Source organism: Ligilactobacillus acidipiscis (assembly GCF_900116935.1).
In the GTDB taxonomy this organism is placed as follows: domain Bacteria; phylum Bacillota; class Bacilli; order Lactobacillales; family Lactobacillaceae; genus Ligilactobacillus; species Ligilactobacillus acidipiscis.
Genome location: NZ_LT630287.1, coordinates 549500 through 569588, shown reverse-complemented (window position 1 = coordinate 569588; position 20089 = coordinate 549500). Strand labels below are relative to the sequence as shown.

Below are 20089 nucleotides of genomic sequence, written 5' to 3'. Positions count from 1 at the left end.
TAACTGCCATTTTTTTACTCTCGTTATTTACTTTCTGATCTGGCCATCGCCTAAGATCACGTATTTAGTCGTTGTCAGTTCATTTAAGCCCATCGGACCGCGAGCATGAAGTTTTTGCGTTGAAATGCCGATCTCCGCACCAAATCCAAACTCAAACCCATCAGTAAATCTCGTTGAAGCATTAACGTAAACACAAGCAGCATCGATCCGGTCGGTAAAATCACGACTATGCTGATAGTCTTTGGTAATGATCGCTTCGGAATGTTTCGTGTTATGCTGATTGATATGCGCGATCGCTTCGTCCAAGGAATCAACAACTTTGATCGCCATAACATAATCGTTATATTCAATATCCCAATCTGCTTTTGTTGCTGGAACTGCCTGAGCGCCAAGAATCTCACAAGCTCGCTTATCACCGCGCAGTTCAACATTATATTTATGCAAAGCACGCGCAACAAGCGGCAAAAATTGAGAAGCGATCTGACTTGAAACGACTAATTTTTCAGCCGCATTGCAAACAGAGGGGCGCTGGGTCTTAGCATTAACCACAATGTCGCAGGCCATTTGCAGATCAGCTGTTTCATCCACATAAATATGACAGTTTCCGGCGCCTGTTTCGATCACCGGGACCGAAGCATTCTTGACCACCGTTTGAATCAAACCGGCCGAGCCTCGTGGGATCAAAACATCCAGGTAATCCGTTAACTGCATAAATTTCTGCGCTAAATCATGAGAAGTTTCTTGAATGATTTGAACTGCGTCGAGTGGTAATCCTTGTTCTTGTAAAACATTGCGAATAACCTGAGCTAATTTGATATTAGTCTGCAGTGCCTCTTTACCTCCACGCAAAATCACTGCATTCCCTGATTTAAAACACAAAGCTGCGGAATCGACCGTCACATTAGGCCGTGCTTCAAAAATCATCCCGATCACTCCCAGCGGAACACGACGCTGACTGATCTGTAAGCCTGCTTTAGTGGTCCAGCCGCGTTCGATATTGCCAATTGGGTCCGGCAAGCTCGCAACTTGGCGCACTCCTTCAGCCATCGCTAAGATCCGACCTTGATCTAAAGTCAAACGATCAACGAATTTAGATGCCAAACCGGTAGCATGTTCAACGTCATATTGATTAGCTTTAATGATCTCTGTCGTGTTTTTTTCTAATGCAAGAGCGATCTGCTCTAGTACTTCATTTTTTTGAGTGGTCGTCAACTGCGCCAAAGTAAGCGAAGCTTGTCGTGCTTTAGCACCCATCTCTGCCAGTAATTCTGTCATTTAAATTACCTCTTTATCTTCATCTTTTTGCGCGCTAACAAAGAGTGTCCCGATCGGTTCATTATTCATGATCTTAAAAATGATCGACGGGTTAGCACCATTTGCCAAGACCATCATTTTATTATTAGCTAATATACTTTGAGCCGCTTTGAGTTTAGTTACCATGCCGCCAGTTCCTAGTTCAGTCCCTGCTCCGCCGGCTCGACGGACTGAATCTTCGGTGATCTCATGCAAAACATCGATCAATTTCGCATCGGCAAACTTGTGCGGGTTCTTAGTATAAAAACCGTCAATATCCGAAAGCATCACTAATAGATCAGCGTTCGATCGTGTCGCAACGATTGCGGAGAGCTGATCATTATCGCCAAACCTGGTACGGTGATCTAATTCGTCGACCGCAACCGTATCGTTTTCATTGACGACAGGGATCACGCCCCACTCCAGCAATTGCTCCATCGTGTGATGAACATGTTCGCGACTTTCAGGAAAGTCTAAAACATCGTGAGTCAATAAAATTTGGCTGATTTTCTGCCCGTAAACTGCAAAACGCTGTTGATAGACAGTCATTAATTCACTCTGACCGATCGAAGCCAGTGCCTGTTGTGCCTGAATTTCTCTGGGTCGCTTAGTGAGGCCCAATTGTCCCATGCCAACGCCGATTGCGCCGGACGAAACTAAAATCACTTGTTTACCTTCATTGACCAAGCCCGTTAGTGTATAACTCAACTGGTCGATCGCTTGTAAATTGATCTTACCATTAGGGTGGATCAAGGAACTAGTCCCAATTTTCACTACGAGCCGCTGCACATTTTCCATGTGGCGGATTGACTTCATGTTTATTTCCTCCAATTTTCAAGTAACACCCCCATTCTACAACAAGACAGCTATCTTGACACCGTAATTATTAAACTTTATTAATTTTTCCACTTGTTTTTTCTGATTATCTATGCCAGAATGTTTAAGAGCAAATAACCGGCGTCAGAGAGCGCCATTTGGAGGAATTGAATATGGAACAAGTGCATCGTACTGTCGAAACAACAGCAAAGGGCAGCTTTACTAAGCAGCAAAAATGGGTCACTGCTTCAACCGCAGCGGGTTTTACCCTTGAAAACATGGATATTATGTTTTTGTCATTTTCGCTGGCTTCTATTATTGCAGAGCTTAAGATCTCAAGCGGCCAAGCTGGTTTGATCGGGTCATTAACTAACATTGGAATGTTGGTCGGTGGGGCCTTATTTGGCATTATCGGTGACCGGTATGGTCGTGTGAGAACATTTTCTTACACGGTTTTTATTTTTGCCTTGGCAACAGGAGCAATGTTTTTTGCCAATTCGCTGCCAATGATCTACTTGATGCGCTTTTTAGCCGGGATCGGCGCCGGTGGTGAATATGGCGTCGGAATCGCCTTACTGGCAGAAAATTTCCGTTCTGACCAAATCGGACGAATGTCTTCGATAGCTGCAATCGGTGGTCAAGTCGGAGCAATTTTTGCTGCAGTTATGGCTGCCTTGATCATTCCGCGTTTTGGCTGGAACGCTTTATTCTTATTAGGGATCATCCCGGTAGTCTTGACTTACTTTATTCGCCGCCATGTCACTGAAACACCTGATTTCATCGCAGCGCAAAAGCAGGAAAAAGCTACACATAATAAACCATCTTTCAAGCAATTATTTGATACGCCCCACAAAGCCGTTCAAACTTTAGGTTTAATGATCATGACCATCGTACAGATCGCAGGTTATTTCGGCTTAATGAACTGGCTGCCAGTCATCGTGCAAAAACAACAGGGTTTATCTGTATCGGGTTCATCATTATGGATGGTTTCTACGATTTTGGGCATGAGTTTGGGCATGATAGTCTTTGGACAGTTGATGGACAAATTAGGCCCCCGTGTTTCGTTTGCAATTTTCTTATTGGGGTCGGCATCCGTGATGTTTGCCATCCTCTTTGCCAAAACAAACGCATCAATGCTGCTCATCGGTGCGATCATTGGCTTCTTTTCAAACGGAATGTTCGGCGGTTACGGTGCTGTGATCAGTCGTTTGTATCCCACAGAGATCCGTTCCACCGCGAATAATCTGATCATGAATGTCGGGCGCGCAATTGGCGGTTTCTCATCAGTTGCCATCGGGCTTTTGATGGATCACTTTAACTTAGCTGTTACCATGAGCTTCTTATCCGCTCTATACATTATCAGCTTCTTAGTCATGATTTCATTGCCGGGTTTTCGCCAGCTGACACCAAATCAGAATAACTAAATTAAAATTAAATCTTAAAAAGAACGCTGCACCATAACGTGAAATAAAAGCTCACGTTATGGTGCAGTTTTTAATATCAGAATAACCAACTGAAGAACTTTAAACCAGCTATATTTCTGCGATACTTTTAGCCAGTTTTGTCAAATTGGCTAAGACTTTCCCATATTTCTAGCCGATTTTGACTAATTGGCTAAAACTTCCACATACTTCTAGCCGATTTTGACTAATTGGCTAAAACTTTCCCATACTTCTAACCGATTTTATCAAATTGGCTAAGACTTTCCCATACTTCTAGCCGATTTTATCAAATTGGCTAAGACTTTCCCATACTTCTAGCCGATTTTATCAAATTGGCTAAAACTTTCCCATACTTCTAGCCGATTTTATCAAATTGGCTAAAACTTTCCACAACTTTTAGCCAGCTACTTGTGAAAAGACCATAAAAATAAAACAGATGCCGCAATTATATTTCAAAATATAGTTGCGACACCCGTTTTATTTATTCATTATAGCTAACAACTTCGATCTGCCCGTCAACAAGTCTTAACTTTGTCAAACTGCCATTTGCAGGACGTTCGCTCAGATCATATCGTCCGGCAGCATATCTGTCCATTAAACTCAACAATGTATTACCATGCGAAATGACTAAGACATTATCCCCATCATGAAGGCTCTCATCCGAACTGATCAGAGCAAAGCCTTGGTCAATACGATTCCAATACTCTTCATGATTTTCGGCTAAACCAAATGGATCGGCCTCTTTTAAGAAATCTTTTGCCGTGTCAAACGAATATTTTTCGACAATTTGCGGAAAGTTTTTCAGTCCGTGCGGTCCTGCTGCCAAATACCAAGCTTGATTCATATCCGTGCCTTCGTAATACCCGTAAAATTCTTCCCGGAAATAAGAAACAGGTTTGGGGTCTTTAATGTTCGAAACCTGATTTTCGGCTAAGACAATTTTCGCAGTAGCGATTGCACGGCCCGTATCCGAACAAAATGCTCCAGCAAACGGCACCTCTGCCAACCGTTGCCCGATGTCCTTGGCTCCATCGATCCCCCTTTGTGTCAATGGTGAGTTGCTCCACCCTTGCAACTTATTAAAAATATTATAGTAAGTTTGCCCATGACGTACTAAATATAAATTAAGCACTCTCATTAAAGATCCATCTCCTATTAAACTCTTGCTAACTTCAAGATACCCCTCACAATAACCAGTCTACACATACTTTTATTAAAACTTTTTAACATTAATAGCTTTAACAAAAGAAAAATTATCATCTGTAAAGGTAAATTTTAAAATACAACAGTTATGAAAATCAGTGACACGTTGCCGAATTTCTGTGTAAGAAAGCCATTTCTGCAAAAACATAAAGCATGCTCCACCATGACTGACAGCTATTACACGTTCATGGTCAGGCTTGCTCATGATAGCTGTTAACGTATCATTCATCCTTTTTTGAACCTGCAGATCTGATTCTCCACCAAATTGCAGAAAAAAGTCGCCATAAGAATGCCGTTTTGAATCATCTTTAGGATTAAGTTGTTCGCTTTGGCCTTCAAATACTCCAAAATTCCATTCTTTTAACCCCTTGAGCCTCGTATAAGGTTGAGCAGTTATAAATTCAAGAGTATCACAAGCACGTTCCTGAGTAGACGAGTAGGCATGATCAAACTTTAACCCTTGTTGTTTGAAATAGGCACCTACTTTTTTAGCATCCTCAATACCTTGTTTAGTCAAAGGAGAATCGCTCGCACCTTGGATCCGATGTAATTTGTTGAACAACGTTTGACTATGTCGCATTAAGTAAAGTTCCGACATCAATAGCCCTCCTTTTAGAAAAATAGCAATCATTATTCTTTGAAAATTTCATAATTTTCCGACCTTAAGTGCAAGTCAACTCCTTATACATGAGTTTACCTTTCAACATACACTAATTCGTCTTACTCTTCATAGGTTATGCTGCTAACCAATTGCTCCCAAATTATCTTTAGCTTGTTTAATTTTTTGTAATTGGAACTATTATTCAAAAAGAGGTTCACTTTTGCTTTATTCTGTTCACACGAGCCCCTTAATAGGCACTTAGTAAGAGTATGAATCTGCGTATTATCTTTAGTAACGTTTAAATGCCCAAAATAAAATATAACTTGATTAACTAATGAGATTCTTTTTTTCACGCTATTTTCTTGTTAGTACATTTTTGTTAAAAGTCCGCACGGAATAATTACAACATTTAATTTTTTTAAAATAGCACAAACTCCGTTTTCTTCTGATCAATGCCGCGCCAAATTGTATCATCATCCATCGCGGTCGCCAGAAAGACACTCCTTTGGACTAAAGTTTCATGTTCTTCACTGATTTGATCCTTAGAAAAATTTGCTACTCCAACTGCTTTTATTTTTCCCTCTTCTCATGCATCAGCCATAACATTCATATAATCATTACTTATTTTATATTTTGGTGAAGCATGTGTCTGATAAAAAAACTTCTGTTCGGCTCCTGAACGTTCCGGGCTGCCATCTAAGGCCTTCATTAACGTCTTAGGATCTTTAGGATCTGCTTTCCGTTTGTTGCCCAGAGGTATCATGTTGGCCCGTGCACAATTTTATCGGCAATTATGGCACTTTGACCACTTTACTTAATGACCTTTTCGAGCAATCGAAGTACCATTTCCATAAAATGCCGCAGTATCAAAAAAGTGCTTGTTTTGTTCTAAAGTGACCTCAAAAACTTGCCGTTTTCATGATCACTTCTCTGGTTTGATATTCAATTTAGCGAGCCAATTCTCAGATCTAGAATAGTTAACCCTGATTGCTCCAGCTTTTTAATAAAATGCTCCGTTCACAATGAACAAAGGCATTTTTATTTTCTGTTCATCAAACTAATTTCATAATTTAGTCTTCAGTTGCTACATGTCATTTCAACGTTTATTAAATTGGAGTAAAGCATAGACCAAAAAAAGAACTTGGAGCAAAATGATCCCCCACGAAAAACTATGAGTCATATATTCATAAATAATGCTAAGTAATATTAAAACAGCAATAATAATGGCGAGCCACATTTTTCCCTTCACTTGAACACCGCTCTCTTTTGTAGATACACAAAGTGATTAACAACTATTCCTTACTTCCATTATATAATAATTTTTAAAAAAATCGGTAAGTAATACCATCGAGATCGATCTATTTTTGTAGCAAATTCTGCATTAACATTCGCCCAATATCCTGTTGTAATTTCAAAGCTCTTTGATGTTGCTTTAACCCAGTAAATCTTGTCAAAACAATACAATCGAACCATTTTTGGTTCAATTTCAACCGAGCACAGTCATGTTCAACATTGACTAAGTCTCCTGTCTTGTTAAAGGTATCCCCACTAAATTTCAAATCGTCAGCATAATAAATCAACTTGCCGCGTTCCGTCTGCTCATGTAAAGCATTTTGGCAAAAAAACGTAAATTCGTTATTCTCGCCAAATAACTCTTGCCAAGCAGGCAAAAGCGCTGCTGCCGTTAAAAAATTATCCTTTCCAGCTACCACTGGGGCAATAAAATTACGCTGTAACTGTAAGCCAGGAAAGTTATCCGTTAACCAGTCACTAACTTTTTTTCTGCCAAAGTGATCCAATAAAATGTTAGCAGCCGTATTATCTGAAGTGCCTAGCATCAATGCTACAATATCACGTAAACTCCACTTTGTTTGTGACAGATAGTGCATGACACCTGCTCCAGCAACTCGCTGTTCAGGCCGCACGGTTAATGTTTTTTTTAAAATATCAGCTTTTTGCTGCCAGATACTCTTCACATAATCAGCGATGCCTACTTTGAGCAAACTCGCTCCGGGAAAAATTTTTTGTTCTTTCAAAGTAAAAGTCTTCCCTGATTCATCTTGGATCACGACTGCTACCTGAATTTTTTCTTCTTGCAGCCGTTCAGTTAATTCCAATGCTAATTTTTCGCTCATTCCTGCCATTTTTAGCTCCTTATTTTTTGCCCTCTGCTCTTGTTTATTGCTCCTTTTTTATTTCTTCCCGCAAATACTTGCCAGTGATCGACTTGGAACTTGTACACAACCGTTCTAACGTTCCAGAAACTAAAACTTGACCACCTTGTTGGCCACCTTTAGGTCCGAGATCAAGACAGTAATCGGCATTCCCTATCATCTGTAAATTATGTTCGATCACGATAATCGTGGCCCCCTGCTTCAATAAACGCTCAAAAACTTCCAGCAAAACTTCAATGTCTTGTGGATGTAACCCGACTGTTGGTTCATCGAAAACAAACAGGGCCCCCGTTTGTTCATGTCCCATTTGTGATGCCAACTTTAACCGTTGCGCTTCACCACCTGAAAGTGCAGGTGTTCCCTCTCCTAAAATCAAATAACCTAAACCGATCTCATTTAATAACTGCAGTGTATGATAGATCGCGGTTTTATCTTTAAATACTGTAAGTGCGTCTTCAATACTCAAGGACAGAATATCAGCAATCGAATATCCATGCCATTTGATCTTTAATGTGTCCTCATTATATCTTTGACCATCACATGTCGGACACGTTTCCTCCATATCTGGCAGGTACTGAATATCTAAATTGATGACACCTGTTCCTTTACAAGTTGGACAAGCTCCCATTTTAACGTTATAGGAGAATCGACTTGCCGTATATTTTTTCTTTTTTGCTGCCAAAGTGGATGCAAATAGCAACCTGATCTGGTCAAATATTCCTGAATAAGTTGCTACTGTTGAACGAACATTTTTACCAACAGGTGTTGAATCAATTGTTTTAACTGTTTTAAGTCCAACATTATCTAGCCGGTCAACATGTTGATGCAACGCATGACCCTTTTGCTGAGCTTCGATTGCTGGGATCAATGAATCCAAAATCAAACTCGTTTTACCTGCACCGGAAAATCCCGAAACGACCGACAAGCGTTTGAGTGGAAAAGTTGCAGTAACATCGTGTAAATTAAACTTATCAGTCACATGTAAACTGACATTGCCTTGCTCAAAAATTTTTTTAGCAGCAGGTAATCTCCGTTGGGTCAGTTTCTTTTGATGTGATAAATATGGTGCGATCAAAGAGCCTTTGGTTTTTATGATTTCTAGTGGACTACCTGCAGCAACGATCTCTCCCCCAACTTTACCTGCACCTGGACCCGTTTCGATGATATAATCACTAGACGCAATAATAGTCGGATCATGTTCAACAACTACCACCGAATTTCCCAGCTGGACTAATCTGTGCATTATATCGATCAACCCCGCCACGTTAGCTGGATGTAAGCCGATCGATGGTTCATCTAACACGTATAAAACACCAGTTGTCTGACTGTGCAAAGTTTTGACTAACTGGATCCGTTGTAATTCACCAGTCGATAAGGAGGCACTCGGACGATTTAAAGACAAATAATTCAAACCTAACTCTAATAAGGGCGTCAGTGACTGAGTCAATTCCTTGATAATTTGCTTTGCCATCGTACGCATGTTTTCCGGCAAGTGGTCACTTAGTTGTCCACTAAAATCAGCCAGCTCCTCTAACGTCAGTTCACTAACTTCAGCAATATTTTTACCATCAAGTAAGCTCGTAAGCAAATGCGGTGCTACCCGTGTTCCATGACAGGTCGGGCATTCGGCAAAACTGTAAAATCGATTTAAACGTGCCAAAGTCCGCTCATTACTTGAATTTTTAGCAGTATCCTCCACGGCCTGATAAGCATTCTCATACAAAGCATGGTCCATGTTAAACACACGCCCCGTAGAAGAAGGAATCGAGATCTGATACTGTTTCTTTTTACCATGTAACACTAATTTTTTTTCATGTTCGGTCAGATCTTGATATGGTACGTCGATTCGAACTCCCATTTGCTCGATCACATAAGGCATAAAGTTTCGCCCTGGCAAATGCCACGAAGCCACAGCCCCGTCTTTAAGCGATTTAGTTGGATCTGCTATCAAAGCTTGCGAATCAACTTGACGAACTTGCCCACTGCCACCACATGTTGGGCAAGCCCCTGTCGAATTGAAGGAAAAATCTTCGGCAGCTGGTACGGTGAATGCGACCCCACAGGTCGGACATGTGATCTTCCCCATTTCAGTACCGGCAACCGCCATTTTACGCGCAACTTCGATGGTTGGTGAAATTTGATGTCCATTAGGACAACGATGTGAAGCCAACCGAGAAAACATCAGACGCACCATATTTAAAATTTCTGTCATTGTCCCCACAGTCGAACGACTGCCAGGCAAACTTGGCCGTTGCCGTAACGCAATGGCCGCTGGTAAATACCTAACGGCAGAGACCTGCGCTGGACTGGCCTGTGTTACTCTACGTCTGGTATAAGTGGACAAAGAGCTTAGATATCTCCGTGAACCCTCAGCGTATAAAACGCCGAGAGCCAATGAAGACTTGCCCGATCCAGACAAACCAGAGATCGCCACTACTTGATGCAAAGGAATGTCAACGTCGATATGTTTTAAATTATGCACATATGCATCTCTAACCTCAATTGTCATAGGGAGCGTACTTTCCAACTTACTCAAAAAAATCATCCTTCTCTTTTAATTACTATACAAAACTCAAACTGCTATTAGTAACGACTAAGTCCATCATAGAACAAGGTCAATTTTAATTAAAAAAATTTGATTCATAGCTTATATCACAGCATATCTAATAACAAAATCGTTCCTAGTCCAGCCACAGCGATCATGACGGTCGTGGTCGTCCATGAAAGAAAAGTTTCCTCCACGGAAAAATTAAAGTATTCTTTGACCATCCAAAAACCAGCATCGGTCACATTATCACCGAAAATACTGCCCACACCGATCGCCAAAACAACTAATACCGGATCAGCACTAGTTTGAACGATTAACGGACCCATCAAGCTGGCAGAAGTCATCGCCGCAACCGTGGAAGACCCCAAGCAAACATGCATTAAAGCCGCTATCAACCACCCAGCAACGATCGGTGAAAAATTGATTCCTTCAAAGAGACTGGAAATATAGGTTGCAACACCTCCTTGTTCCAAAACAGCCTTAAATGCCCCTCCAGCACCAGTCAAAAAAACAACAAGCGCTACCTGTTTGATTCCTTTATTTAAAGAATGCGTAATTTGACTCATTGTCCGTTGTTGCTTTTTACCCATCGTATATATTGCAAATAACAACGACATGAGCATCGCAACATCAGGATCGGCCAAAAAATTAACCAATGAAGTAGCTCTCCAAGATAGATGAGTAAATTGACGAAAAACAGTCAAGAATCCGATAAGTATGACTGGCATCATTGTAGTTAATAGACTGATCGAAAAATGTGGCAAAGTCTGTTGGCAGGGTGATTTTTCGTCAGCGTCAAAACCATTTAATCTGATCTGATAACGATACATTCCTGGGAAAAAATGTTGGAGAACAGTATTCCATAAGGGCCCAGAAATCAATATGGTCGGAATTGCCACTACAATACCGACTAAAATCACATTGCCAACATTCACGCCTACGATTTCTGCTAAAGCCGTAGGAGCTGGGTGTGGTGGTAATAAGCCATGCATCGTGTTTAATGTTGCTCCCATTGGCAGAGCTAATTTAGCCAAGGGAATCTTCAATTCACGGGCGATCTCAAAAATAATTGGGATCAAAACGACTAAACCTACTTCAAAAAAAAGAGCAAAACCGATGATAGCCGAGGCTAAAACGACCGCTAACTGCATTTTAGCCTTGCCGAAACGACCAATCAGTCTATTAGCGATCACGTAACTTCCCCCTGCATCAGCCAGTAATTTACCAATCATTGAACCACAGGCAATGATCAAAGCCAAATCACCCAACTGTTCAGCCATCCCAGAAATAATAACTTGCGGAACATTAGCAAGTGGAATGCCTAAAGCAACACCGACCAGCAGTGAGATCAAAAGCAAAGCACTAAAGGTTTCCAATTTAAACTTAATAATCAAAACTACCAATAATACAACACTTACGCTCACTACCAGTAATGGCATTTTAAACACCCCTTCATAACTATGCATTTATTTAAATTCTACCATAATTTATTAGGATAATGCATTCTCTAACTGCAAACGATATCATTTTTTTGGTAAAATATTCTCCAAAATTGTAAAATAAAAGTATAGTAATCAGGGAGGAAAAATTTGTGCCAAAAATAAAAATTGTCTTTTGTGACGTCGATAATACATTGATCACAAGTAAAAATAAACTCTTACCACAAGTTAGTTCAGCCATCCAAGATTATGTTGTCGCTGGTGGGATCTTCGTCTTAACCTCCGCACGTCCACCAATGGGAATGCAGGCATTAGCACAGCAAATTGGTTGTTCTTCGTTGCAGATCTGCTTAAATGGTGCATTGATCTTGCAAAAATCTCAGAATTCAGTAGAAACTGCTATCTTGTTTGAAAAATCAATTCCTACTGCTATTTTACCCACAATCTTGAAAATCGTATCCCAACAAAACCTGACAGTTAGCGTTAATGTTTTTGCAGGAAAAAAATGGCTGGTCCAACAACATGACTGTTGGGTCAAACAAGAAGAAGAGATCACGGGTGCTTCAGCAACTATTACATCTTTTGATTCACGATTGCGTAACGTGAACCACCCCATACATAAAATTTTATGCATGGGAGAACCCGACCAGATCGATAACTTAGAAACACTATTAGATCGCCGATCTGACTTGTATCTAAGCTATCTCCGTTCAAAGCCAAAATATTTAGAGATCGTTGACCACAGCGTTTCAAAAATGAGGGCGATCGAAACTGTTGCGAACTTTGCTCACATACCGATAGAACAAACAATGGCGATCGGCGATGGCGAAAATGACCTGCCAATGATCAAAGACGCTGGCATTGGGATCGCTGTTGCAAATTCTTTTCCTAAAGTCAAGGCAGCCGCCACACACATTGTCAGCTCAAATGATAATGGTGGAGTCGCTGAAGCAATTCGCAAATATACAGGACTATCTAGGTAATTGGTACATCATTTTACAAAGAATCATTCAAAAGATAGCAGCCAGCAAAGTTTTTTAAAGGCTGCCGAACCTTCTAAAAACAAAAACAGATCAGCAACCACGTTTTGTGGCAAACTGACCCGTTTTTTTCTTGTTATTTGTTTTGAGTAGTCCGACCCATTTTTGGAAAATGCAACTTTTGGTTCAATAAATATCTAACACCAAACGCTACAACACCTAAAATGATATAGACAACTGGATCCAATGTCTGATTGTATTTAACAGGTATCAAAGCAATCAAGCCAAATGCAACCATCCAGATCGCGATCAACTCTAGTGTCACAATGATCCCCCGAGTAACTTTGTGTTTCGATTCTTTGGATTTATTAGGATCCATCATCACATAGAAGAATGCCAAACCAACACCAGCAATAACTGAAGTCCCCAGCAAGGTGATCCATCCGCCATTAACTGCATTCTTACTGTGATCAAAGAATCCAACCAAGGCATACATTAAACAAAACATAATGAACATGATCAAGCCATTATCTAATGCCATCAGCCAAAAGATGTTGCTGGTACTCCGTGCTTCTTTTTTCTGATTATTGCCTTTAATGATCTTTTCAGCATACTCTGTCACGGGCCCATACAACTTAGCAGCTGTGACCCCGCTTTTTTGCTTGTCTAATAACTCGCGGTATGTGTCATTTAAGACTTCTTCTTTTTTCTCCAGATCATAATTATATTCATCCAGATTTTTATTTAAATGAAACATGAAATCTTCGTTTCGTTTTGTTAAGCCGGCAAATTCTCCGTCACGAACTGTAACTTCAACATGCTCTTGGTGTTGAGCCTGTTTTTTTGCAGCCTTTTCATTTTTTTCCCTAACTGTTTCTTCTTTCAAGGAAAGTCCTCCCATTCTCCTAGTCGAGTATTAATTTAAAGACTATATCTATTATAGGCTGGAATAAATTTCCAACCACCAAAATCATTCTCCAGCCTAGATTTCGTCTTTTAATCGAGTAACCTACATCTTGCTGGATGCTTTAAAGCAGTGCATTACACTCTTGGTCGAGCTCTGTAAATCAGTCAACTCCGCTTATCCAGTACCAACAGTACATCGCTGAAAAACACGATATACTGTCCGTACACGATAATGCTCATTGTCTCCCGATTTCCGCCGCTCTGTTTTAGACATTGAATCTAAATTCAATAATGTCTCCATCTTGAACTTCGTATTCCTTGCCTTCTAGGCGAAGCCTGCCTGCCTCCTTGACCGCTTGCATGCTTCCATATTTATCCAAGTCATCAAATGAGACCGTTTCTGCCCGAATGAATCCTCGTTCAAAATCAGAATGGATAACACCAGCAACTTGTGGGGCTTTCATGCCTTTTTTAAACGTCCAGGCTCTTGTTTCTTTACCGCCAGCAGTAAAGAAAGTTGCTAAGCCCAACAATTTATATGAAGCCTTGATCAAACGGTCCAAGCCAGATTCTTCCACGCCTTCCGCTTCTAAAAAGTCTTGGCGGTCATCATCATCTAGTTCAGCAATCTCTTCTTCAGTTTGTGCGCAGACAGCCAAAGCTTCTGACCCCTCACTCGCAGCAAAATCTTGGACTTCTTTGAAGTACTTGCTGGCTTCAGGATCGGCCATGTCTTCTTCAGCAATATTAGCAACATACAAAACTGGTTTAGCAGTCAGTAAGAATAAACCTTTAACGATTTTTTGCTCATCCTCGTTAAATTCCAACGTCCGAACTGATTTACCAGCTTCTAAGACGGGCTTAATTTTTTCTAATACTTTAAATTCTGCAACTGCTTCTTTATCCTTAGTTGTTCGCGCAACTTTTTCTACCTTAGCGTAACGTTTGTTGACAGCCTCTAAGTCGGCAAGGACTAATTCTAAGTTGATCGTGTCAATATCGTCTAATGGTGCGATTTTATTGGAAACATGGGTAACATTGTCATCATCAAAAGCTCTGACAACATGGACAATCGCATCAACTTGACGAATGTTTTCTAAGAATTTATTTCCCAAACCTTCACCCTTACTGGCACCCTTGACGATTCCTGCGATATCAGTAAATTCAAAGGTCGTATGGATAATTTTTTTAGCTGGTTCGATCTCATCGATCCGCTGCAGCCGACTATCTGGTACTTCTACCATTCCCACGTTGGGGTCGATCGTAGCGAATGGGTAGTTGGCCATTTCAGCGCCCGCTTTTGTAATTGCGTTAAATAATGTTGATTTACCAACGTTGGGCAAACCTACGATCCCTGCTGTTAATGCCATAGTCTAATTTCACTCTTCCTTACTTCAATTTTTAATGCTTTTTACTTATCTAATACCTTTTTCATCCGCCGTTCAAATTCTTTTCGGGATAACATTACTAACCGGCCGCAGCCAGTACACTTGATTTTAATGTCCATGCCCATTCTGATGATTTCCCAACGGTTAGTGCCGCAAGGATGCGGCTTTTTCATTTCTACAAAATCATGTAATTCGTACATCTTCTCACCTGCTTAATCCAAACGAATATCCAAAACATCTAAGATTCTGTTTAAATCATCATTTGACAAATAATTGATCTCGATTTTTCCTTTGCCGGATTTGTCATTATTTTTGATAGCAACCTTTGTCCCAAATTTTTCGCCTAGCCGTTCTTCACTTTCTTTGATAAATGGTGAAGCCTTCTTTTGCTTGGTTCTAACTTGTTTTCTCAAATCACCATTCAAAGCGGCCACTGCTGTTTCTAATTGACGCACTGTCATTTTCTGAGCGATTGCCTTCTTGGCCAACCCCAAGATTCTTTTCTTATCTTTAAGAGACACTAAAGTCCGTGCTTGTCCCATCGACAGCTTTTGTTGACGGATCATTGTTTTGACTTCTGCCGGCAAACTTAGCAAACGTAAGTAATTTGCTATATATGGACGAGACTTGCCTAAACGATCTGAAACCTGAGTTTGAGTCAGGTTCAATTTTTCCATCAAAGTGTTATATGCCTCAGCTTCTTCGATCGGGTTCAAGTCTTCTCTTTGTAAATTTTCCAGAACCGCGATCTCCATCATGCGTTCTTCATCAACTTCCCGGATAATTGCTGGGATCGTCCTTTTCTCGGCCAGCTTAGATGCGCGGAAACGGCGCTCACCGGCGATGATCTCATAACCTTTGACCGTTGACTTTCGAACTATGATTGGCTGAAAAACACCGCTCTTTTTGATCGAGTCTGCCAATTCTGACAAACCTTTCTCATCAAAATTTTTCCGCGGCTGATACGGGTTCGGCCGGATCTCATCTAATAAAATTTCACTGACAGTTTCATTTTCCGAAGCCTCCTCTGAAAAGTCTTCAAACAAAGCCTCGATCCCACGCCCTAATCCTTTCGAATTCTTCTTTTTATTCACCATGAGCAGCTAAAACCTCCTTGGTCAATGACATGTATTTCCATGCTCCTTTAGAATTGGGGTCATATTCGATAATAGACATTCCATGACTCGGAGCTTCAGATAAGCGTACACTTCGTGGAATGATCGTCTTATACACCTTGTCTTTGAAAAACTTCTGCACTTCTTCAACAACTTGATTCCCTAGGTTTGTCCGAGAATCATACATAGTCAGCAAGACGCCTTCTATATATAAGTCCGGATTAAAGTGTTTTTGAACCAAATGAACGGTATTCATCAACTGACTTAATCCTTCCAAAGCATAATATTCGCTTTGAACTGGTATCAAAATACTGTCACAAGTCGTAAAAGCATTGATCGTCAAAAGTCCTAATGAAGGCGGGCAATCAATCAACGCATAATCATAATCATCAACGATCGGCAAAATTGCATCTGACAAGCGTTTTTCACGCGCCATTTGAGAAGTTAATTCAATTTCCGCTCCTGACAATTGAATCGTTGCAGGGACCAGATCTAAATTTTCTGCTTCTGTCTTGATAATGACATCTTCGACTGGTGTTTCATTGACTAAAACATCGTAAATGTCCTCTTTGATTTCAGATTTTCTGACACCCAGACCGCTTGTTGCGTTGCCTTGAGCATCTAAATCGATCAAGAGAACTTTTTTACCTTTTTTGGCTAAACCAGCCCCCAAATTGATCGCGGTCGTTGTTTTGCCGACGCCACCCTTTTGGTTCGCTAACGCAATAACTACTCCCATCGAAATGATTACCTCCTAATTACTTGTTCTTATCTTTTTGCTTTGTATCATCGAGAGGGATGTCAATGATCATCCTATGAAAGCCAGCAACATCCTCTTCACTTGTTTTTAGTTTAATTCCTGCATCTTGGACCATCTTCACAGATTTCTTAATGGTATTGACTGCTACTTTAGTACTCCTGGAGGTTCCTTTAGTACGAACTTTCGGTTTCTTTTTAGCTTGCGGTTTTGACTTAGAGTTTTTTTGGACCAGCTGTTCAGTTTCTTTGACCGACAATTCTTTATTTTCGATCTGCTCTAAAAGTTGGTTTTGTTGGTGTTGATCAAGACTGACCAGCGCCCGCCCATGCCTTTCCGTTAATTTACGTTGTAAAATGGCTTCTTGGACTTGCGAAGATAGTTTAAGCAGCCTCAGTTTATTAGCCACAAAAGACTGGCTTTTACCGATTGCTTGGCCAAGCTGTCCTTGCGTCAAGCCGTTTAGTTTCATCAATTGCTGATAGGCTTGAGCTTCTTCGATCGCCGTCAAACTTTCGCGTTGTAAGTTTTCGATCACAGCCATCGAGGCCGCTTCGTTATCAGACATTTTACGCACAATTGCCGGAATTTTTTCCCAATTCAAAGTTTCAATTGCTTTAAATCGACGTTCACCCGCAATGATCTCATACTTGTGCGGTTCATATTCCCGCAAAATAATTGGTTGCAACAGCCCGTGTTCGCGGATCGTGTCAGCCAACTCACCGATACTTTCTTTAGTAAAAATTTGGCGAGGCTGGAATCTGTTAGAAATAATAGCCGTCAAAGGAACTTGAACAACTTCGTCGCCCTTGTGCGGCTCTTCTTCATGCTTATTTTTCCCAAAAAATGAAAATGCCATGACTGGCCTCCTCGATAGTATAATCAAAAAAATTTGCTTCTATTACGGCTGCTAAAACGACTAGCGTTTTTCAATCTGCTTAATTTAGAGTCCTCATTTTACCAAGGGTTCTTTTCCTGGTGTCCCCGCCTTACGTGGGTATTTCTTTGGTGTTGCCTTTTCTTTAGTGATCACAACAATATGCCTTTGTTCATCAACCTCAGGTAATTTCGTTGCAATGTCTTCTTGCAAACGACCGCCTAACATCTGAAACGCATATTGGGCCCGCTTTATTTCTTCACTTGCTTTTTGAGCCTTTAAAGCTACGAACTTCCCGCCGACCTTGGTCAAAGGCAAGCATAATTCTGATAAGACTGGCAAGTTAGCCACCGCACGGGCCGTGACGATATCAAAGCTTTCTCTGGCCTGACTTTTACGGGCGCCAAAATCTTCAGCCCTGGCATGCTCCAGAGTAACATCGTTTAAGCCTAACTTCTTGACTAATTCCTCTAAAAATTTGATCCGTTTATTCAGTGAATCAACGATCGTAATTTTTAATGAAGGAAACAAGATCTTTAACGGCAAGGATGGAAAACCGGCACCAGCACCAACATCACATAGTGCTATAGGCTGCTCGCGTAATTCTGACAAATAAAAAGCTGGGATCAAAGAATCATAAAAATGTTTCAAATACACATCTTCTTCGTCTGTGATCGCAGTCAAGTTGACCTTTTGATTCCAATCCACCAACAAATTAAAATATGTAGCAAATTGCTCTTGCTGTTGTGGCGTTAGTTCGATATTCTGTTTTTGTAGTGCCTTATAAAATTCTTCAGGTTTCATATGCGTCCTCTTCGTTTCTTCTTGTGAAACAAAATAAGCTAAATAATGTTTCACGCACTTATTACAGTTTAAATTATTTGTGTTCGAAATACAACCTTTCACGCGAAGAATAGAGTAACATATATAGGAAAAGAAAAACAAATTTCTAACTACTTAATAAAGGTGGTCTTAACACGTGCAAGAAACAGATCAGATCCATGAATTGAAAGAACCTCTCGAGCAACATTTACCCCACATTTGGCAAGATCTTGTTTATCATAACGACGCTAAATTAACATTATGCGTGCCAGCTAATTTAAGCGGGCAAAAGCAGCCGCACTATCCCGTTATTTTATTTGCCCCAGACAGTTACACGAACAGATTGAGTGCTTTACTGCAATTCACACATAAAGGGTACGCAGTTGCTATTTTAAATGTGCTGGAAAAAGACCCCCTGAAAAATTTTAATTCAGCAGCTCGATTTTTAATGCTGCATGCGTGGCAATACCAGTTAGATCCACACCGGATCATCGCTATGGGAGAAGGGTTGGGGGCTTATGCCGCGGCTGGTGCTATTTTAGGTGTAGGAAAACAAACGATCAATCGAGAAGATATCCACACCTTACCCGTCCATTTTCGCAGCTGCATCACTATTTCAGGAAAATTTACCTTAGCAGGTCAGCCGCAGTTAACTGATTTGTTAGGTAAACGTCGACTGCCGCCGTTTTTATTGTTTCATGGCGAGAGTGATAAACTAGTGAGTTTTCAAGAAAGCCGGGCTTTTTTCGGACTTTTAAACGATCAAGCTGCAGACGTTGTTTTTTATAAAATCAAAGATTGTCCGCATGGCTCTGATGCCTTCTTTACTCCATACGTGCTTGACCTTTATGCAAATTTTATTGCTAAAACAATTCAAAAAGGAAAATAAACACCTAGAAAACTTTCAAGTATTTAAAGCATGTGCTATACTTGTTCAAATTTGTATCAAAATTTATATATGAGGAGCGGTTTATCCATGAACAGCGAACAACAATTAAACAAAATAGCAGAATATTCGCACGCGCATATGACCCAAGACCGAACTGGGCACGGATTCGACCATATTAGAAGGGTCGTAGCCATGGCACGAAAGCTAAGTGCCAAAGAAAATGCCGATCTCCTTGTCACTTTAGCTTCAGCTTACTTACATGATGTGATCGATGATAAATTAGTCGCCGATCCACAAGCTGCTTTGGATGATTTACAGGCTTTTTTGACTGAAATCGAGGTTTCACCCCAGCAGTCAAAAAAAATCTTATTCATTATCCAAAACATGTCCTTCGCTCATACTCTTGATGGCAAAGCTGTCCTGTTGCCATTGGAGGGACAAATCGTCCAAGATTCTGATTGGCTGGATGCGATCGGTGCGATCGGTATTACCCGAGCAATTTATTTTGGTGGTCATCATTCTGAAAAAATCTATGACCCTCGCATTAAACCGCGCGAATCTATGACTAAAGAAGAATACCGCAATTTGCAAAACGAAACGATCATTAACCATTTCTATGAAAAGTTACTAAAGATCAAGGACAAATTAAACACTCCCAGTGCACGACAGATCGCCGAGGATCGGCAACAATTCATGCTTGATTTTCTGTCTGAATTCAAGGATGAATGGCAAGCAGAAAAATAATAATGCTGCTTTTACTGAACAAAATTTTTCAAACCACATCTATAAATAAAAGCTCAACAGATATTTTTCACACTTTTCGTAAAAAATATCTGTTG

20 protein-coding genes are annotated in these 20089 nt (G+C 40.6%); 4 read left to right on the top strand and 16 right to left on the bottom strand.

Translation table 11 applies throughout. From position 1 onward, the window contains the following. Positions 1–27: 27 nt before the first annotated feature. Positions 28–1275, bottom strand: a complete 1248-nt coding sequence (locus BQ5903_RS02550) for a glutamate-5-semialdehyde dehydrogenase (protein ID WP_079578721.1) — start codon at positions 1273–1275, stop codon at positions 28–30. Then, a complete protein-coding gene (proB, locus tag BQ5903_RS02545) occupies positions 1276–2109 on the bottom strand; it encodes a glutamate 5-kinase (protein ID WP_056972384.1) in 834 nt (277 codons plus the stop codon). 173 nt (positions 2110–2282) lie between these two features. Between proB and BQ5903_RS02540 the strand changes: the two genes are divergently transcribed. Next, a complete protein-coding gene (locus tag BQ5903_RS02540; protein ID WP_079578719.1) occupies positions 2283–3533 on the top strand; it encodes an MFS transporter in 1251 nt (416 codons plus the stop codon). A 499-nt stretch (positions 3534–4032) separates the two neighbouring features. On the opposite strand, the gene BQ5903_RS02535 is transcribed toward BQ5903_RS02540, so the two are convergent. The 7 genes from BQ5903_RS02535 to BQ5903_RS02510 all read right to left on the bottom strand — a co-directional run bounded on the left by BQ5903_RS02535 (position 4033) and on the right by BQ5903_RS02510 (position 11516). Continuing rightward, the gene (locus BQ5903_RS02535) at positions 4033–4689 is read right to left on the bottom strand and encodes a histidine phosphatase family protein (protein ID WP_010497130.1); all 657 of its coding nucleotides are present in this window, start codon (positions 4687–4689) and stop codon (positions 4033–4035) included. 75 nt (positions 4690–4764) lie between these two features. Further along, the gene (locus tag BQ5903_RS02530) at positions 4765–5352 is read right to left on the bottom strand and encodes a histidine phosphatase family protein (protein ID WP_010497128.1); all 588 of its coding nucleotides are present in this window, start codon (positions 5350–5352) and stop codon (positions 4765–4767) included. A 589-nt stretch (positions 5353–5941) separates the two neighbouring features. Continuing rightward, positions 5942–6118: a hypothetical protein gene (locus BQ5903_RS02525; RefSeq protein ID WP_154022004.1), complete on the bottom strand. Its 177-nt coding sequence runs from the start codon at positions 6116–6118 to the stop codon at positions 5942–5944. 333 nt (positions 6119–6451) lie between these two features. After that, entirely contained in the window at positions 6452–6604 is a 153-nt protein-coding gene (locus BQ5903_RS12170; protein ID WP_231920906.1) for a hypothetical protein, read from the bottom strand. A gap of 109 nt (positions 6605–6713) precedes the next feature. After that, positions 6714–7499: a serine hydrolase gene (locus BQ5903_RS02520; protein ID WP_010497119.1), complete on the bottom strand. Its 786-nt coding sequence runs from the start codon at positions 7497–7499 to the stop codon at positions 6714–6716. 34 nt (positions 7500–7533) lie between these two features. Further along, a complete protein-coding gene (locus BQ5903_RS02515) occupies positions 7534–10074 on the bottom strand; it encodes an excinuclease ABC subunit UvrA (protein WP_035631139.1) in 2541 nt (846 codons plus the stop codon). A 107-nt stretch (positions 10075–10181) separates the two neighbouring features. After that, positions 10182–11516 carry a gluconate:H+ symporter gene (locus BQ5903_RS02510; protein WP_079578717.1) on the bottom strand — a complete coding sequence of 445 codons (1335 nt, stop codon included), beginning with the start codon at positions 11514–11516 and terminating at the stop codon, positions 10182–10184. A 152-nt stretch (positions 11517–11668) separates the two neighbouring features. Here BQ5903_RS02510 and BQ5903_RS02505 point away from each other — a divergent pair, with 152 nt between their 5' ends. Further along, complete coding sequence (locus tag BQ5903_RS02505; RefSeq protein WP_010497111.1) at positions 11669–12499, top strand: Cof-type HAD-IIB family hydrolase; 831 nt, start codon at positions 11669–11671, stop codon at positions 12497–12499. Positions 12500–12632: 133 nt separating this feature from the next. Here the strand turns inward: BQ5903_RS02505 and BQ5903_RS02500 are convergent, their stop codons facing one another. The 7 genes from BQ5903_RS02500 to rsmG form a co-directional block, all read right to left on the bottom strand. Beyond that, positions 12633–13382: a DUF1129 domain-containing protein gene (locus BQ5903_RS02500; RefSeq protein WP_010497109.1), complete on the bottom strand. Its 750-nt coding sequence runs from the start codon at positions 13380–13382 to the stop codon at positions 12633–12635. Between the two features lie 286 nt (positions 13383–13668). Further along, positions 13669–14772, bottom strand: coding sequence for a redox-regulated ATPase YchF (gene ychF, locus BQ5903_RS02495; RefSeq protein WP_010497107.1), 1104 nt, complete (start codon positions 14770–14772; stop codon positions 13669–13671). A gap of 41 nt (positions 14773–14813) precedes the next feature. Then, positions 14814–14990: a DUF951 domain-containing protein gene (locus BQ5903_RS02490; RefSeq protein WP_010497105.1), complete on the bottom strand. Its 177-nt coding sequence runs from the start codon at positions 14988–14990 to the stop codon at positions 14814–14816. A 12-nt stretch (positions 14991–15002) separates the two neighbouring features. Further along, positions 15003–15887, bottom strand: a complete 885-nt coding sequence (locus BQ5903_RS02485) for a ParB/RepB/Spo0J family partition protein (protein ID WP_029605292.1) — start codon at positions 15885–15887, stop codon at positions 15003–15005. After that, positions 15877–16644, bottom strand: coding sequence for a ParA family protein (locus BQ5903_RS02480; protein WP_010497100.1), 768 nt, complete (start codon positions 16642–16644; stop codon positions 15877–15879). Before BQ5903_RS02480 ends, BQ5903_RS02485 begins: the two co-directional genes overlap by 11 nt. Before the next feature lie 19 nt (positions 16645–16663). Continuing rightward, the gene (gene noc / locus BQ5903_RS02475) at positions 16664–17521 is read right to left on the bottom strand and encodes a nucleoid occlusion protein (protein WP_079578715.1); all 858 of its coding nucleotides are present in this window, start codon (positions 17519–17521) and stop codon (positions 16664–16666) included. Between the two features lie 93 nt (positions 17522–17614). Next, positions 17615–18343, bottom strand: coding sequence for a 16S rRNA (guanine(527)-N(7))-methyltransferase RsmG (gene rsmG / locus BQ5903_RS02470; protein ID WP_010497095.1), 729 nt, complete (start codon positions 18341–18343; stop codon positions 17615–17617). 175 nt (positions 18344–18518) lie between these two features. Between rsmG and BQ5903_RS02465 the strand changes: the two genes are divergently transcribed. After that, positions 18519–19250, top strand: coding sequence for an alpha/beta hydrolase family protein (locus tag BQ5903_RS02465; RefSeq protein WP_010497093.1), 732 nt, complete (start codon positions 18519–18521; stop codon positions 19248–19250). Between the two features lie 87 nt (positions 19251–19337). Next, entirely contained in the window at positions 19338–19994 is a 657-nt protein-coding gene (locus tag BQ5903_RS02460) for an HD domain-containing protein (RefSeq protein ID WP_010497091.1), read from the top strand. Positions 19995–20089: the final 95 nt, after the last annotated feature.

Bases quoted from the DNA above. Each gene is read 5' to 3' on its own strand.
- BQ5903_RS02550 (WP_079578721.1), bottom strand. From the start codon at position 1,275: ATGACAGAATTACTGGCAGAGATGGGTGCTAAAGCACGACAAGCTTCG.
- proB (WP_056972384.1), bottom strand. From the start codon at position 2,109: ATGAAGTCAATCCGCCACATGGAAAATGTGCAGCGGCTCGTAGTGAAA.
- BQ5903_RS02540 (WP_079578719.1), top strand. From the start codon at position 2,283: ATGGAACAAGTGCATCGTACTGTCGAAACAACAGCAAAGGGCAGCTTT.
- BQ5903_RS02535 (WP_010497130.1), bottom strand. From the start codon at position 4,689: ATGAGAGTGCTTAATTTATATTTAGTACGTCATGGGCAAACTTACTAT.
- BQ5903_RS02530 (WP_010497128.1), bottom strand. From the start codon at position 5,352: ATGTCGGAACTTTACTTAATGCGACATAGTCAAACGTTGTTCAACAAA.
- BQ5903_RS02525 (WP_154022004.1), bottom strand. From the start codon at position 6,118: ATGATACCTCTGGGCAACAAACGGAAAGCAGATCCTAAAGATCCTAAG.
- BQ5903_RS02520 (WP_010497119.1), bottom strand. From the start codon at position 7,499: ATGGCAGGAATGAGCGAAAAATTAGCATTGGAATTAACTGAACGGCTG.
- BQ5903_RS02515 (WP_035631139.1), bottom strand. From the start codon at position 10,074: ATGATTTTTTTGAGTAAGTTGGAAAGTACGCTCCCTATGACAATTGAG.
- BQ5903_RS02510 (WP_079578717.1), bottom strand. From the start codon at position 11,516: ATGCCATTACTGGTAGTGAGCGTAAGTGTTGTATTATTGGTAGTTTTG.
- ychF (WP_010497107.1), bottom strand. From the start codon at position 14,772: ATGGCATTAACAGCAGGGATCGTAGGTTTGCCCAACGTTGGTAAATCA.
- BQ5903_RS02490 (WP_010497105.1), bottom strand. From the start codon at position 14,990: ATGTACGAATTACATGATTTTGTAGAAATGAAAAAGCCGCATCCTTGC.
- BQ5903_RS02485 (WP_029605292.1), bottom strand. From the start codon at position 15,887: ATGGTGAATAAAAAGAAGAATTCGAAAGGATTAGGGCGTGGGATCGAG.
- BQ5903_RS02480 (WP_010497100.1), bottom strand. From the start codon at position 16,644: ATGGGAGTAGTTATTGCGTTAGCGAACCAAAAGGGTGGCGTCGGCAAA.
- noc (WP_079578715.1), bottom strand. From the start codon at position 17,521: ATGGCATTTTCATTTTTTGGGAAAAATAAGCATGAAGAAGAGCCGCAC.
- rsmG (WP_010497095.1), bottom strand. From the start codon at position 18,343: ATGAAACCTGAAGAATTTTATAAGGCACTACAAAAACAGAATATCGAA.
- BQ5903_RS02460 (WP_010497091.1), top strand. From the start codon at position 19,338: ATGAACAGCGAACAACAATTAAACAAAATAGCAGAATATTCGCACGCG.